We start from the raw sequence: 15,060 nt of genomic DNA, 5'->3' as shown, positions 1-15,060 counted from the left end.
CATGACCGAATACGTGAACTACGCGACGGGCGAGCCGGTCACCGACTCCACGGCCCCGTCCGGCCCGATCCACGAGCGCTGGGACAAGCGCCGCTTCGAGGCCAAGCTGGTCAACCCCGCCAACCGGCGCAAGCACACGATCATCGTCGTCGGCACCGGCCTGGCCGGCGGCTCCGCGGGCGCGACCCTGGCCGAACAGGGCTACCACGTCGTCCAGTTCTGCTACCAGGACTCCCCGCGCCGAGCCCACTCCATCGCCGCGCAAGGAGGCATCAACGCGGCGAAGAACTACCGCAACGACGGCGACTCGATCCACCGGCTGTTCTACGACACCGTCAAGGGCGGCGACTTCCGGGCCCGCGAGTCCAACGTCCACCGGCTCGCACAGATCTCCGTCGAGATCATCGACCAGTGCGTGGCCCAGGGCGTGCCCTTCGCCCGTGAGTACGGCGGCCTGCTCGACACCCGCTCCTTCGGCGGTGTCCAGGTCTCCCGCACCTTCTACGCCCGCGGCCAGACGGGCCAGCAGCTGCTGCTGGGCGCCTACCAGGCCCTGAGCAGGCAGATCGCCGCGGGTAACGTGGAGATGCACCCGCGCACCGAGATTCTGGACCTGATCGTCGTGGACGGGCGGGCCCGCGGCATCGTGGCCCGGGACCTGGTCACCGGGAAGATCGACACGTACTTCGCCGACGCCGTCGTACTGGCCAGCGGCGGTTACGGAAACGTCTTCTACCTGTCGACCAACGCCATGAACTCCAACGCGACCGCGATCTGGCGGGCGCACCGGCGCGGCGCCTACTTCGCCAACCCCTGCTTCACGCAGATCCACCCCACCTGCATCCCGCGCACCGGCGACCACCAGTCCAAGCTGACCCTGATGAGCGAGTCGCTGCGCAACGACGGCCGGATCTGGGTGCCCAAGGCCAAGGGCGACACCCGCCCGCCGAACCAGATCCCGGAGGACGAACGCGACTACTACCTGGAGCGCATCTACCCGTCCTTCGGCAACCTGGTCCCGCGTGACATCGCCTCCCGCGCCGCGAAGAACGTCTGCGACGAGGGCAGGGGAGTGGGGCCCGGCGGCCAGGGCGTCTACCTGGACTTCGCCGACGCGATCCGGCGGATGGGCCGGGGGGCCGTCGAGTCCAAGTACGGCAACCTCTTCGACATGTACCAGCGGATCACCGACGAGGATCCGTACGAGGTGCCGATGCGCATCTACCCGGCCGTGCACTACACGATGGGCGGCCTGTGGGTCGACTACGACCTGCAGACCACCGTCCCGGGCCTGTTCGCGATCGGCGAGGCCAACTTCTCCGACCACGGCGCCAACCGGCTCGGCGCCTCCGCGCTGATGCAGGGCCTGGCCGACGGCTACTTCGTGCTCCCGGCCACCATCAACGACTACCTGGCGCGCAACCCCCACCAGGACCCGGTCACCGCAGACCACCCGGTCGTGCGCCAGGCGCTGGCCGAGACGGAGGACCGGCTGAACCGGCTGCTCTCCGTCGACGGCGACCGCACCCCCGACTCCTTCCACCGCGAAGTCGGCGAACTGATGTGGGAGTTCTGCGGCATGGCCCGCACCGACGCGGGACTGCGCAAGGCCCTGGAGCGCATCCCGCAGATCCGCGAGGAGTTCTGGCGGCGCATCAAGGTCCCCGGCACCGGCGAGGAGTTCAACCAGTCGCTGGAGAAGGCCAACCGGATCGTCGACTACCTGGAGCTGGCCGAGCTGATGTGCCTCGACGCGCTGCACCGCGCCGAGTCCTGCGGCGGCCACTTCCGCGAGGAGTCCCAGACCCCGGACGGCGAGGCCGCCCGCCGGGACGAGGAGTTCGGCTACGCGGCGGCCTGGGAGTTCACCGGCACCGGTGCGGCACCCGTCCTGCACAAGGAAGACCTCGTCTTCGAGTACGTCCACCCCACCCAGCGGAGCTACGCATGAAGCTCACCCTGCGCGTCTGGCGCCAGAAGAACGCCGACGCTGAAGGCGCCATGTCCACATACGAGGTGGACGGCATCTCGTCCGACATGTCCTTCCTGGAGATGCTGGACGTCCTCAACGAACAGCTCATCCTGGCCGGTGAGGAGCCGGTCGCCTTCGACCACGACTGCCGCGAGGGCATCTGCGGCGCGTGCTCCCTCGTGATCAACGGCGACGCACACGGGCCGGAGCGCACCACCACCTGCCAGCTGCACATGCGGTCCTTCGAGGACGGCGACACGATCGACATCGAGCCGTGGCGGGCGGCGGCCTTCCCCGTGATCAGGGACCTGGTGGTGGACCGGTCCGCGTTCGACCGGATCATCCAGGCCGGTGGCTACGTCACCGCGCCCACCGGGTCCGCGCCGGAGGCGCATGCCACACCGGTACCGAAGGCCGACGCCGACTTCGCGTTCGAGCACGCGGAGTGCATCGGGTGCGGGGCGTGTGTGGCCGCGTGTCCCAACGGCGCGGCGATGCTGTTCACCTCCGCCAAGGTCAACCACCTGAACGTGCTGCCCCAGGGCGCGCCCGAGCGGGAGACCCGGGTGCTGGACATGGTGGCGCAGATGGACGCGGAGGGCTTCGGCGGGTGCACGCTGACGGGGGAGTGCGCCACCGCCTGCCCGAAGGGCATCCCGCTGGTGTCGATCACGAACATGAACAAGGAGTGGCTGAGGGCCACCCGGAAGGCGGGGAAGCGGTAGCGCCTGCGCGGGAGGAACGTTCGCCGGAGTGGCGGGCGGGCGGGGTCGGGACGGTGCTCTCCCGGCCCCGTCTGGTTTTCCCCGGCTGCTCCCTTGGTCGCTCAGCGTGCGCTGTCCGAGGGGCGGAACCGGTTCCGGTACTCGGTCGGAGTGATGTCCAGGCGGCGGCGGAAGGCCCGTATGAGGGTGTCGATGGTGTTGAAGCCGCAGAGTGCCGCCACGCGGTCAAGGGTGTCGTCCGTCGTCTCCAGGCGGTTGCGCGCCGCTTCCAGGCGGGCGGATTCGACGTAGGCGCCCGGTGTGGTGCCGAGTTCGTCGCGGAACAGCCGGTTGAGCTGTCGTTCGCCGATGCTGGCGTGGGCGGCGAGATCGGCGACGGAGAGCGATCCCGCGATGTTCCGCGTGATGTACAGACGCAGGTCGTCCATGCGGCGGGATGCGGAGCCGGCTCCGATGGGCACGCTGAACTGACTCTGTCCGCCGGGGCGTTTGAGGTACATCACGAGCTGGCGGGCGACGCGCATCGCCGCGGGCTCGCCGAAGTCCTCGGCGACCAGGGCGAGCGACAGGTCGAGGCAGGCCGTGAGCCCCGCGCCGGTCCAGACGTTGCCCTGCCGGATGAAGATCGGGTCGGCGTCGACCTCGACGGACGGATGATCCGCGGCGAGCTGCTGGGCGGTCGACCAGTGGGTCGTGGCCCGCTTGCCGTCCAGCAGGCCGGCGGCGGCGAGGAGATGCGCACCGACGCAGACGGAGGCGACACGCCGCGACCGGCCGGCGAGTTCCTTCACCCGGACGACCACGGCCGGGTCCACCAGGGCGTGCACCTGACGCCGGTCGTCGACGTCGACGGAGCCCGGGACCACGAGGGTGTCGATGCGGCGAGTGGCCGCCTCGTCGAAGGTCACGTCGGGCAGGACCCGTACGCCGGCCGCCGTGGTGACGGGTGCCAGGGTCTCGGCCGCCAGGACGACGTGGTAGCCGGTGTCACCGTCCAGCTCGCGGCGCAGCAGGGCGAAGACCTCGGGTGGTCCGGTGACGTCGAGCAGGCCGACGCCCTCGAACAGCACGATGACGATGAATCTTCGGATCAGGCTCATTCGGTTCCCCCGTGGACGTCCGGGCAGCACGTCATTTTCTGCAAGTAGTACGACATTGCCGCCAACTGTGCCGGATCGTAGCGTCTACTCGGCCACCACAGATGGCCAGAAACTTCCGATGTGTGTTTGTGAGAAGGGATAGTTGTGCCTTCGAAGACCCTGCGCGACCTCAGCGCCCTCGACCAGACCCCGGCGTCGCTCGCCGACTCGACGCTGATCCTGATCGACATCCAGAACACGTACACCCAGGGCGTCATGGAGCTGGAGGGCTGGGAGCCGGCCCTGGACCGGGCTGCCGAGCTGCTGGAGCAGGCTCGCGCGGCGGGTGCCAAGGTCATTCACGTCCAGCACGACGGCGGGCCGGGCAGCCCGTACGACCTGGACGCCGAGGTGGGCCGGATCCACAAGAAGGTCGCGCCCCTCGCCGGTGAGCCGGTCGTCACCAAGCAGGCGCCCAACGCCTTTCACGGCACCGACCTGGGCGAGCTGGTGGACGGAGCCGGGAACACCGATGTGGTGCTGGCCGGCTTCATGACGCACATGTGCATCGCGTTCACGGCCCAGGGGGCGTTCCTGCGGGGCAACCGGCCCACGGTGGTGGCCGACGCCACCGCCACCCGTGCCCTGAGGACGGACGTGGCCGAGGTGTCCGCCGAGCAGCTCCACCACAGCGCCCTGGCGACGATCGCCGACCTGTACGGCGTGGTCGTACCGTCCGCCGCGTTCCTCGGCTGACGCCGGGCCATGTAACTCCGTTGCGGAGAACGGCGCTTGCCCTCCGGCACCGATGGGGGCAAGCGCCGGACACAACGCGCGTAGATGGGGATATCGCGCGCCATTCCAGAGGGGGAAGACCGAAAGTGCCCACCCGAAGAACCGTCCTCGGCGCCGCCGCCGCTGTCGGCGCCACCGCAGCTCTCACCAACCTGACCACGGCCGGTGCCGCGCACGCCGGCACGGACGCCGACCGGAAGACCGCCGCACGTGACAACATCCGTGCCGTCGACACGGGCATGCGCGGCAACTACGACACCCTGCGCGCCAACCTGACCAAGCACCTCGGCCCCGTCATCATCGTCAACAACGACATGGTGGGCGGCACCTACCACCTTGTCGACAACGGCACCGTGCTGGAGCGGATCCGGCCCGTGGACGAGGTCTTCGAGCTGGCCAAGTCCATCGCCCACACCCCGCTCGGCATCTACTCGATCTGCGCGCCCTACCTGGACCCGAAGAACATCCCGGCGTCACAGGCGAAGTACATCGATCCGCACGACCTCGCCATGGTCGCCTCCACCGGGCCGAAGGACACCGGCTGGACCGTGCCGCTCCAGGCCTTCGCCGACATCCTCGACACCGCCCGCGCGACGCTGGAGGAAGCCGGCCTTCCCACCGACCTGCACGACGCCTGCGCGTTCATCCTCGACCACGCGCACGATTACATCGCGGACACGATCCGCACCCGCGAGTTCGACATGAAGTCCTTCGAGGACTTCTCCAACGCGGTCTACCCGAGCATCCGCACCAACATGTACTGGTCGTCCAAGGTGCAGATCCAGGGCGTCGGCAACCTTCTGACGCGCTGGCGCAAGCAGGTCGGGGACGACGCCTGGTCCGGGCTGTACGCGGTGGTGCTGTCGCTGTGGACCACCTACGAGCTGAACCAGAACAGCATCATCATCAAGAACTACATGAACCAGGACAAGGTCGGCTCGCATCTCATCGACCTGATGACGGCGCAGCCCCCCGCCGACCCCGTGGCCGTCGCCCTGGACAACCTCGCGCGCATCGTCCAGGACAACATCGCCGCCGAAATGGTCTTCGCTGCCGACCAGACCACCGCCGACGCCCTCAAGGGCAGGCAGGACCTCCTCTCCACCGAGATCCTGCGCCTCCTCGGCGGCGGCACCACCGCCTCCGGCGCCGCCGCGCTCACCAAGGGGCAGACCAACCAACTCGTCTGCCCGTTCCACAACCGGTCGGCAGCGACCCCGGCCCTCGTCTGAGCACCCACCGGCCCGGCGCCACACACCGAAGGCTTCCCCCCGTCACGGAGACACCGTCTGCGCCCTGGGGGAAGCCTTCGGTCATGTCCAGGGGGAACAGTGAAGAACTCATCCGTCATTCACCGCGCGAGAGGACTCCGGGCACTCTGCGGCCTGGTACTCCTCGCACTGAACCTACGAGCCGCCATCACCGGCGTCTCACCCGTCCTCGGCCGGCTCCAGCACGCCTTCCACCTCACCGGAACCCAGGTCAGCGTCCTGACCACGCTGCCCGTGCTGTGCCTCGGCGTCTTCGCCTCGCTCGCCCCGCCGACAGCCCGGCGCATCGGCGCCGAAACCACCATCACCGCGGCGCTTCTCCTGCTCACCACGGGCATCCTGCTGCGCGCCCTCCCCTCGACGGTGCTGCTGTTCACCGGCACCGTCCTGACCGGCGCCGGAATCGCCTTCGGCAACGTCCTCGTCCCCGTCGTGATCAAACGCCGCTTCGCCGGCCGGGTCGGCTCCCTGACCGGCCTCGCCATGATGCTCATGGCATCCAGCGGAGCCATGGGCGCGGGCCTCGCCGTCCCCCTGAGCCACGCCGTCGGATGGCGCATCGCGCTGGCCGCATGGTCGCTTCCGTCCCTGCTGGCCGCGCTCGTCTGGAGCCCGCTGGCGGCGCGCGGCCGGCCCGACCCCGCCCCGCGCACGGCCTCCGCCGACGACACGGGCTCACTGCTGCGCTCACCGCTCGCCTGGGCGGTCGCCGGGTTCCTCGGCCTGGTGTCCCTGATGTTCTACGCACTCACGGCGTGGCTCCCCGAGATCATGCACGCCGACGGGTTCGCCCCCGCCGAGGCCGGGCTGATGGTCTCGGTCCTGCAGATCATCGGCGTCCCGCTGGGCTTCGCAGTCCCCGTCGTCGCCGCCCGGCTGACCACACAGCGCCCGCTCGTCATCGCCGTCGCCGCGGCCAAGGCCGTCGCCCTCCTCGGCCTGCTCTTCGCGCCGCACGCCGGATGGCTGTGGATCTGTGTGCTCGGGCTCGCCACCGGCAGTGCCTTCCCGCTCGCCTTCACCCTGCTGAGCCTGCGCTCCCCCACACCGCAGATCGCGGCCCGGCTGTCCGGCATGGCCCAGACCGGCGGCTACCTCGTGGCCGCGGCGGGACCGCTGACGATCGGCCTCCTGCACGGCCGCACCGGCGGATGGACGGCGCCCCTGTTGCTCCTGCTCGCCCTTCTGCTGCCGGAGACCGTCGTCGGACTGCTGGCCGGCCGCCCCGCGCTCGTCCAGCCCACCCGCACGCCCGGCGTGAGCGACGAATTGCCCGAACTCCAAGCGGTCCCGTGACGAAGGAGGGCATGCCCCCGGACATCCCCGTCGTGGAAGGCGTACGGCCGGTCGTCCGCATCCGCACGGCCGGTCGTCCGCATCCGCACCGAGCACGGCCCAGCGGCCGCGCCCCCGGCGTTCAGCATTCCCACATCCGTTCTCCGGCCGGCGGTCACACGCCGGCCAACCGGTGTCGGAAGAACAGGAGCGACGAGCCGTACGCACCCGCTCGCCGTCGTCGCCGAACCGGCCCGTGACCAGGAGAGAGCCATGACCGGCGTTTCCACCCTCGACCGCCCCCCGCAGCCCGCGGCACCGACCCGCTACACCGTCACCCTCGCCCGTGACGAGGACGACGTGCGGGCCGCGCAGCGGCTGCGGCACGACGTCTTCGCCGGTGAGATGGGGGCCCTGCTGGCCACGCCGCAGCCCGGCCTGGACGTGGACGCCTTCGACGCCTACTGCGACCACCTGCTCGTGCGCGACACCGGCACCGGACAGGTCGTCGGCACCTACCGGCTGCTGCCGCCGGAGCGGGCCTCGGTCGCCGGCCGGCTCTACTCGGAGGGCGAGTTCGAGCTGGCCGCGCTCGACCCCATCAGGCCCGGCCTGGTCGAGGTCGGCCGCTCCTGTGTGCACCCCGACCACCGCGACGGCGCCGTCATCGGCCTGATCTGGGCCGGGATAGCCCGCTACATGGTCGACCGCGGGCACGAGTGGCTGGCGGGCTGCTGCTCGGTGCCGCTCGCGGACGGCGGCGCCCTGGCGACGGCCACCTGGGAGCGGGTGCGCGCCAAGCACCTGGCACCCGAGGAGTTCCGGGTGCGGCCGCTGCTGCCGTGGGCCCCGAACGCCGAGGCCCCGGCCGGGCACAGCGAGCTGCCCGCCCTGCTGCGCGGCTATCTGCGCCTGGGCGCCTGGGTGTGCGGCGAGCCCGCGCACGACCCGGACTTCGGGGTCGCCGACCTGTACGTGCTGCTGTCGATGCGCCGGGTCAACCCGCGCTATCTGCGGCACTTCCTCTCCCTCGTGCCGGCCTGATGAGCGTCTGGCTGCCCAGCGCGCCCTGCACCCCGGGCGCCTGTGTGGAGCAGGCCCGGGCCGCCACGGCCGTACCCCGGGCCGTGCTGCGGCTGACCGCGGTCGCGGTCCTGGTGCTGGCCGGGCTCGTGCTGTCCCCGCTCGGCGGGAGGATTCCCGCCGAGTGGGTCAGGCGGTGGTGCCGGGCGATCGTGCGGGCCGTCGGCGTCCGGGTCCGCTTCACCGGCACGGCCGCACCGGCCGGCGGGCTGCTGCTGGTCGCCAACCACGTCTCGTGGCTGGACATCCCGCTGCTGACCGCCGTACGCCCCGCCCGGATGCTCGCCAAGACCGAGATCCGGCAGTGGCCGGTCGCGGGTGCCCTGGTGGCACGCGGCGGGGCCCTGTTCATCGAGCGGGACCGGATCCGCGCCCTGCCCGGGACGGTCGCCAGGATCGCCGACGCGCTGCGCGAGGGAGCGGCCGTCGCCGCGTTCCCGGAGGGCAGCACCTGGTGCGGGCGGGCCCACGGCCGCTTTCGCCGGGCCGTCTTCCAGGCCGCGCTCGACGCCGGCGTACCCGTGCAGCCGGTCGGCCTGCGCTACCGGCAGGAGGGCGGCGGGCCGAGCACGGCGGCGGCGTTCGTCGGCGAGGACACCCTGCTCGCCTCCCTGTGGCGGGTGGCCCGCACCCGGGGCCTGGTCGCCGAGGTGGACATCCTCCCGGTCATCCCGGCCGGCCGCCACACCACCCGCAAGTCCCTCGCCCGGGCCGCACAGCCCGGCCGCGTGGGCGAACCGGACTGGACACACGCCGCGTTGGTGCCGTAGCCGCGCAACGGCGCCCGCGAGGTGACCGGTCGGGGCTCCAGACGCGCATCAACAAGCAGGTGATCCCCTGCAAGAAGGCCGACCGCGCTCGACCGGAGCAGCTGACGGCCCGGTACGGCTCAGGGCATGACCCGCGCCAGATAGGGCGCCGTGGCGCTGCCCGCCGCCGTGGCCACCCGCTCCGGCGGACCCGAGGCCACGATCCGGCCGCCCCGGTCACCGCCGCCGGGGCCCAGGTCGATGACCCAGTCGGCGCCCGCCACCACCGTCATGTCGTGCTCGACCACCACGACCGTGTGCCCGGCGTCGACCAGCCCGTGCAGCCGGTCCATCAGCACCTCCACATCGGCCGGGTGCAGCCCGGTGGTGGGCTCGTCCAGCAGGTAGACGGTGTGGCCGCGCCGGCCGCGCTGCAACTCGCTCGCCAGCTTGATTCGCTGCGCCTCTCCGCCGGACAGCTCGGTCGCCGGCTGCCCGAGGTGCAGATAGCCCAGGCCGACGTCGAGCAGCGTGCCGAGGCTGCGGGCGGCGGCCGGGATGTCGGCGAAGAACGCCGCCGCGGCCTCCACCGTCAGATCCAGCACCTCGGCGATGTTCCGCTCCCGGTAGGTCACTTCCAGGGTCTGGGGGTTGTAGCGGGCGCCGCCGCAGTCCGGGCAGGGCGCGTAGGTGCTCGGCAGGAACAGCAGCTCGACGCTGACGAACCCCTCGCCCTGACAGGTCTCGCAGCGCCCCCCGGCCACGTTGAAGGAGAAGCGGCCGACGCCGTACCCGCGAGCCCGCGCCTCCTCGGTGCCGGCGAACACCTTGCGTACGACGTCGAACAGGCCGGTGTAGGTGGCCAGGTTGGAACGCGGGGTGCGCCCGATCGGCCTCTGGTCGACCCGGACCAGCCGGTCCACGCCCGCCGACTCCTGCGTCAACTCGCCGATGAGCGTGGACTTTCCGGAGCCCGAGACCCCGGTGACGGCGGTGAACGCGCCGAGCGGGAACTCGGCCGTCACCGCGCGCAGGTTGTGCCGGGTCACCGGACCCACCTTCAACCAGCCGCGAGGGGAGCGGACTTCACGCGCCGGGCCGGGTGACTCGTCGAAGAGGAACGCGGCCGTCGCCGAGTCCTCGACCGACGCCAGCTCGGCCGGCGGCCCGCTGTACAGCACGCGTCCGCCGTGCTCGCCCGCGCCGGGGCCCACGTCCACCAGCCAGTCGGCGCCGCGCACCACCTCCAGGTGGTGCTCCACCACGAACACCGAGTTCCCGGCCGCCTTCAGCCGGTCCAGCACGGTCAGCAGGGCCTCGGTGTCCGCCGGGTGCAGTCCGGCGGACGGCTCGTCCAGGACGTACACCACCCCGAACAGCCCGGAGCGCAACTGTGTGGCGAGCCGCAGCCGTTGCAGCTCGCCCGCCGACAGGGTGGGGGTGGAGCGGTCGAGGCTGAGGTAGCCGAGGCCCAGTTCGACCACCGGCGCGATCCGGGACCTCAGGTCCCCGGTGAGGACCCGCTCGGTCTCGGTGCGGCCGGTGGGGCCGTCGAGAGCCGCGGCCAGGTCGGTCAGCGGCAGCGCCGCCAGTTCGGCGATGGTCCGGCCGCCGAAGGTCACCGCCAGCGCCTCGGGCCGTAGCCGGCTGCCCCCGCACACCGGGCAGGGCGCGCTGGTCAGGAACCGTTCCGCCTTCGCCCGCAGCGACGCGGACCTGGTGTCCGAGAAGGTCTTGAGCACATAGCGGCGGGCGCTCATGTACGTGCCCTGGTACGGCCGTTGGATGCGGTCGGCGTCGCGGACGGGGTGCACGGTGACCACCGGCTGCTCGTCCGTGAACAGGATCCACTCGCGCGCCTGCGCGGGCAGCTCGCGCCAGGGCCGGTCCACGTCGTGGCCGAGCGCGTCGAGGATGTCGCGCAGGTTCTTGCCCTGCCAGGCACCGGGCCAGGCGGCGATGGCGCCCTCCCGGATCGACAGCGAGGGATCCGGGACCAGCAACTCCTCGGTGGTGCCGTGCACCTGGCCGAGGCCGTGGCACTCCGGGCAGGCACCGGCCGCCGTGTTCGGCGAGAACGCGTCCGAATCGAGCCGCTCCGCGCCCGGCGGATACTCCCCGGCCCGGGAGAACAGCATGCGCAGCGAGTTGGAGAGATTGGTGACCGTGCCGACCGAGGAACGCGAGGTGGGGGCCGCGCGGCGCTGCTGCAGCGAGACCGCGGGCGGCAGCCCGGTGATCTCGCCGACCCGGGGCGCCCCGACCTGGTGGATCAGCCTGCGCGCATACGGCGCGACCGACTCGAAGTACCGCCGCTGGGCCTCGGCGTAGATCGTGCCGAACGCCAGGGACGACTTCCCCGAGCCGGAGACACCGGTGAACACGGCGAGCACGTCCCGGGGGATGTCCACGTCGACGCCCTTGAGGTTGTGCTCACGGGCGCCCCGGACACGGATGTAAGGGTCGTACGGCTCGTGGGGGCTGTGCATGGGGGGAGACTCTATCCGCCCCCGTGCGCTACGACTGCGGCGGGTTGTCCCGGTTCGGCCGGGTGCCGAACTCGTCCCTCAGCTTGTCCTGACCGGCGTCCACCTGCGACTGGTATGTGTTCCCGGTGCGCTGGTCGATGTAGTCGCCGCCCTTGTCGATGCCCTTGTCGGCCATACCCTCATGGCCCTTGAGCATGCCCTTGATCTTGTCCATGAAGGACATGGCAGCCCTCCTCGTCGCTTGCGGCTTGCCCTCCAAGGGTCACCGGGCCCGGCCGGGTTCGCATCTCGGGGCCCTGGGCCACTGGGGCCTCGAGCGGCCCGGCTTCAGCGGCCCGGCGTGAACAGCGCGGCGAGCCGCCGGAAGGAGTGCAGCAGGGCCGTACGGTCGTACGTGCTGGTGGTGACCAGGACCTCGTCGGCGCCCGTCTCCTTCAGCACCTTCTCCAGCTCGTGTGCGACCTGGTCCTCGGTGCCCGCGATGTGCCCGGCGAGAGCGGCCTCGTGGAAGCCGCGCTCCTTCGCGGTCATCGGGCGGGCCTCGATCTCCTCGGCCGGGGAGAGCGGCGGGAAGGTGCCGTGGGTGCGCGCGTACGCCATCGACCAGGCCTCGGGGACCAGCAGCCGCCGGGCCTCCGCCTCGGTGCGGGCGACCGCGACCGTCCCGGAGATCACGACGTACGGCTCCGACGCCCAGCGGGAGGGACGGAACAGGGAGCGGTACTGGTCGATGCCGCGCAGCATCTTCTCCCGGCCGCGCAGATCGCCGATCACCATCGGCAGTCCGGCGCGGGCCGCGATCGACGCGCCCTCGCCCATGGCCAGCACGAACGGCGGCACCCGCAGCCCTTCGGCGGGACGGGCCCGCACCCCCGTCGGCGAGCCGCCCTCGAACCAGCCCAGCAGCTCGCCGAGCTGCGCCGCGAAGTCCTCGGCGACGTCCCTGTCCCGGCCGAGGGCCTTGCGCACCCCGTCGGTGAAGCCGACGGAACGCCCGAGCCCCATGTCGATCCGGCCGGGGAACAGGGACTCCAGGACGCCGAACTGCTCGGCGACGACGAGCGGTTGGTGGTTGGGCAGCATCACCCCGCCGGTGCCGACCCGGATCGTACGCGTGGCCGAGGCGACCGCGGCGGCCAGTACGGTCGGCGCGGAACCGGCGACCCCGGGCACACCGTGGTGCTCGGACACCCAGAAGCGGTGATAGCCGAGCGTCTCCGCCTCCCGCGCCAGCGCGACGGTGTCCCGCAGCGCCGCGGCGGGCGGGTGCCCCTCGCGGGTGCGGGAACGGTCGAGGACGGAGAACCGGGTCCGGGCGGTCACTGTGCTGCTCACGCAGGGTTCAACGCCCTGGCGAGCCCGGAATTCCTGACCCGTCGGCGCCTGGCTAAGGTGGGCCCGTGACCGACAGCAACAGGCGCCCGCTCGCCGTGTTCGACCTGGACAACACCCTGGCCGACACCGCCCACCGGCAGCACTTTCTGGAGGCGCGGCCGAAGAACTGGGCCGCCTTCTTCGCCGCCGCGCCCGCGGATCCGCCCCTCGCCGAGGGCATCGCGCTCGCCGTGGACAGCGCCCGCGAGTGCGAGGTGCTGTATCTCACCGGCCGCCCCGAGCGGTGGCGGCGCGACACGCTGGACTGGCTCGCGGCCCAGGGGCTGCCCGAGGGGCGTGTGTACATGCGGAGCAACGCCGACCGCAGGCCCGCCCGGTTCACCAAGCTGGAGATCCTGCGCCGGCTCGCCCAGGACCGTGAGATCCGTGTCCTCGTGGACGACGACGAGATGGTCTGCGACGACGCCGAGCGCGCCGGGTTCACCGTCGTACGCGCCCGCTGGGCCGCGAAGTCCGCGGCGCTCGAGGAGGCTCAGGAGCGGGAGGGCCGCACCTGACGTCGGGAGACGGTCAGTCGGCGTCCTCGATGCGGAAGCCCACCTTCAGCCCCACCTGGTAGTGCTCGATCCGTCCGTTCTCGATCTGGCCGCGGACCTCGGTGATCTCGAACCAGTCGAGGTTGCGCAGGGTCTGGTCGGCGCGGGCGATGCCGTTGCGGATGGCCTGGTCGATGCCCTCGTGCGACGTGCCGACGATCTCGGTGACCCGGTAGGTGTGATTCGTCATGAGGGTGCTCCTCTCGTGTCACGCCGTACTCCACCGTGCCCCATCCCCGCCGCGCCCGCCCCTTGACCTCCGCATTGGTCCATACCAAAATCCAGCACACCCGTACGAGTTCACCGCTCGTCCCCCCACGTCGGGCCCCCACCCCTGTCCGCGTCCCCTTGCCAGACAGAACAGGACCCCTCGTGAGACGTCGTCTGCTCGCCCTCGTGTGTGTCACGGCTTCCCTGGTCAGCGCCTGCGGGATGCTCCCCGGCGGCCACGAGCGCAAGACGGTCACCGTGTGGCTGATGAAGGACAGCGCCTCCGCGGAGTTCCTCCGGCGGTTCACGGCCGACTTCGAGCGCACCCACAAGGACCTGCGCCTCGACATCCGCATCCAGGAATGGACCGGCATCGTCGACAAGGTCCGCGCGGCGCTGAAGGACGACTCCGGCCACGGACCCGATGTCATCGAGGTCGGCAACACCCAGGTGCCGCTGTACGCCGACGGCGGCAAGCTCGCCGACCTCACGCTGGAGTCGATGCGCGACTGGGGCAAGGACCAGTGGCTGCCCGCCCTCGCCGAGCCCGGCAAGGACGCGAACGCGCAGTACGGCATCCCCTGGTACGCGGCCAACCGCGTCGTCATCTACCGCAAGGATCTCTTCCAGGCCGCCGGTATCACCCGCCCGCCGAGGACCCGCGAGGAGTGGCTCGCCGACACCGAGAGGCTCAACTCCGGCGGCGACCAGGGTATTTACCTGGCCGGACAGGACTGGTACACCCTCTCCGGCTTCGTCTGGGACGAGGGCGGCGACCTCGCCCGGCAGAAGGACTACAGGTGGGAGGGCGCCCTCGACACCCCGGCCGCGCTGCGTGGCATGGACTTCTACCGGCGGCTGCAGGCGCTGGGCCGCGGTCCGTTGGACGCCGACGAGGAACATCCGCCCCAGGCCGGGGTGTTCGCCGGCGGCAAGGTGGCGCAGATCGTCGCCGTACCGGGACTGGTCCAGTCGATCGTGCGGCAGAACCCGGACCTGAAGGGCAAGCTGGGTTTCTTCCCGGTGCCCGGGAAGACCGCCGCGCGGCCCGGCACCGTCTTCACCGGCGGCTCCGACCTCGTCGTCCCGGCCGGCACCAAGGACCAGTTCGCGGCGACCGCCGTCGTCGGGGCGCTCGTCGGAGCCAAGTGGGACACCGAACTCGCCCGCACCATGAACTACGTGCCCAACAAGACCACGCTGGCGAGCAAGGTCGAGGGGGAGGAGGGGGTCGCCGCCATGGCCGCGGGCGCGGCACACGGCCGGGCGACCCCCAGCACCCCTCAGTGGGCCGACGTCGAGGCCGACAACCCGATCAAGGAGTACATGACCCGGGTGCTGTCCGGGGCGAATCCGGCGACGGAGGCCCGCCGGGCCTCCGCGAAGATCACCGAGAAGCTCGCACCGGACGTCTGAGTCACCGCAGACGAGCATGGGCACGGCGTCGGCCGCGACCTGTGAGGAGCCCCGGTGCGCGCGGG

The 15,060-nt window shown here is 71.5% G+C and carries 14 protein-coding genes; 9 read left to right on the top strand and 5 right to left on the bottom strand.

The annotated features are described in order from the left end of the window. The first annotated feature begins 1 nt into the window (after nt 1). Together ABT288_RS21005 and ABT288_RS21000 are read left to right on the top strand one after the other, a co-directional pair. A complete protein-coding gene (locus ABT288_RS21005; RefSeq protein ID WP_351609799.1) occupies nt 2-1,951 on the top strand; it encodes a fumarate reductase/succinate dehydrogenase flavoprotein subunit in 1,950 nt (649 codons plus the stop codon). Beyond that, on the top strand, nt 1,948-2,697 hold the full coding sequence (locus tag ABT288_RS21000) for a succinate dehydrogenase/fumarate reductase iron-sulfur subunit (protein ID WP_351609797.1): 750 nt from the start codon (nt 1,948-1,950) through the stop codon (nt 2,695-2,697). Before ABT288_RS21005 ends, ABT288_RS21000 begins: the two co-directional genes overlap by 4 nt. Before the next feature lie 101 nt (nt 2,698-2,798). Here the strand turns inward: ABT288_RS21000 and ABT288_RS20995 are convergent, their stop codons facing one another. Continuing rightward, the gene (locus ABT288_RS20995; RefSeq protein WP_351609795.1) at nt 2,799-3,797 is read right to left on the bottom strand and encodes a GlxA family transcriptional regulator; all 999 of its coding nucleotides are present in this window, start codon (nt 3,795-3,797) and stop codon (nt 2,799-2,801) included. 144 nt (nt 3,798-3,941) lie between these two features. Between ABT288_RS20995 and ABT288_RS20990 the strand changes: the two genes are divergently transcribed. From ABT288_RS20990 to ABT288_RS20970, 5 genes are all read left to right on the top strand, one after another. Next, nucleotides 3,942-4,532, top strand: coding sequence for a cysteine hydrolase family protein (locus ABT288_RS20990; protein ID WP_351609792.1), 591 nt, complete (start codon nt 3,942-3,944; stop codon nt 4,530-4,532). A 125-nt stretch (nt 4,533-4,657) separates the two neighbouring features. After that, on the top strand, nt 4,658-5,803 hold the full coding sequence (locus ABT288_RS20985; protein WP_351609789.1) for a hypothetical protein: 1,146 nt from the start codon (nt 4,658-4,660) through the stop codon (nt 5,801-5,803). A 99-nt stretch (nt 5,804-5,902) separates the two neighbouring features. Further along, the gene (locus tag ABT288_RS20980; protein WP_351609786.1) at nt 5,903-7,138 is read left to right on the top strand and encodes a CynX/NimT family MFS transporter; all 1,236 of its coding nucleotides are present in this window, start codon (nt 5,903-5,905) and stop codon (nt 7,136-7,138) included. 252 nt (nt 7,139-7,390) lie between these two features. Continuing rightward, nucleotides 7,391-8,161 carry a GNAT family N-acetyltransferase gene (locus ABT288_RS20975; RefSeq protein ID WP_351609784.1) on the top strand — a complete coding sequence of 257 codons (771 nt, stop codon included), beginning with the start codon at nt 7,391-7,393 and terminating at the stop codon, nt 8,159-8,161. Continuing rightward, nucleotides 8,161-8,970 carry a lysophospholipid acyltransferase family protein gene (locus tag ABT288_RS20970; protein ID WP_351609782.1) on the top strand — a complete coding sequence of 270 codons (810 nt, stop codon included), beginning with the start codon at nt 8,161-8,163 and terminating at the stop codon, nt 8,968-8,970. Before ABT288_RS20975 ends, ABT288_RS20970 begins: the two co-directional genes overlap by 1 nt. A gap of 119 nt (nt 8,971-9,089) precedes the next feature. Here the strand turns inward: ABT288_RS20970 and ABT288_RS20965 are convergent, their stop codons facing one another. The 3 genes from ABT288_RS20965 to ABT288_RS20955 form a co-directional block, all read right to left on the bottom strand. Next, on the bottom strand, nt 9,090-11,438 hold the full coding sequence (locus tag ABT288_RS20965) for an ATP-binding cassette domain-containing protein (protein ID WP_351609779.1): 2,349 nt from the start codon (nt 11,436-11,438) through the stop codon (nt 9,090-9,092). A gap of 28 nt (nt 11,439-11,466) precedes the next feature. Beyond that, on the bottom strand, nt 11,467-11,661 hold the full coding sequence (locus tag ABT288_RS20960) for an antitoxin (RefSeq protein ID WP_055705713.1): 195 nt from the start codon (nt 11,659-11,661) through the stop codon (nt 11,467-11,469). Between the two features lie 104 nt (nt 11,662-11,765). After that, nucleotides 11,766-12,773 (bottom strand): LLM class flavin-dependent oxidoreductase, encoded by a 1,008-nt coding sequence (locus ABT288_RS20955; protein WP_351609776.1) that lies wholly within the window; start codon nt 12,771-12,773, stop codon nt 11,766-11,768. Between the two features lie 65 nt (nt 12,774-12,838). Between ABT288_RS20955 and ABT288_RS20950 the strand changes: the two genes are divergently transcribed. Further along, the gene (locus tag ABT288_RS20950) at nt 12,839-13,330 is read left to right on the top strand and encodes a phosphatase domain-containing protein (RefSeq protein ID WP_351609773.1); all 492 of its coding nucleotides are present in this window, start codon (nt 12,839-12,841) and stop codon (nt 13,328-13,330) included. A gap of 13 nt (nt 13,331-13,343) precedes the next feature. On the opposite strand, the gene ABT288_RS20945 is transcribed toward ABT288_RS20950, so the two are convergent. Beyond that, the gene (locus tag ABT288_RS20945; RefSeq protein ID WP_153536743.1) at nt 13,344-13,559 is read right to left on the bottom strand and encodes a dodecin; all 216 of its coding nucleotides are present in this window, start codon (nt 13,557-13,559) and stop codon (nt 13,344-13,346) included. A 182-nt stretch (nt 13,560-13,741) separates the two neighbouring features. On the opposite strand from ABT288_RS20945, the gene ABT288_RS20940 reads away from it, so the two are divergent. Beyond that, nucleotides 13,742-14,995 carry an extracellular solute-binding protein gene (locus tag ABT288_RS20940; protein WP_351609770.1) on the top strand — a complete coding sequence of 418 codons (1,254 nt, stop codon included), beginning with the start codon at nt 13,742-13,744 and terminating at the stop codon, nt 14,993-14,995. The last annotated feature ends 65 nt before the right edge of the window (nt 14,996-15,060 follow it).

The organism is Streptomyces sp. NPDC001093, from assembly GCF_040298985.1.
Lineage (GTDB): Bacteria > Actinomycetota > Actinomycetes > Streptomycetales > Streptomycetaceae > Streptomyces.
Note: the sequence above shows the minus strand (reverse complement) of the source record. Positions and strands in the feature narration are given on the sequence as shown.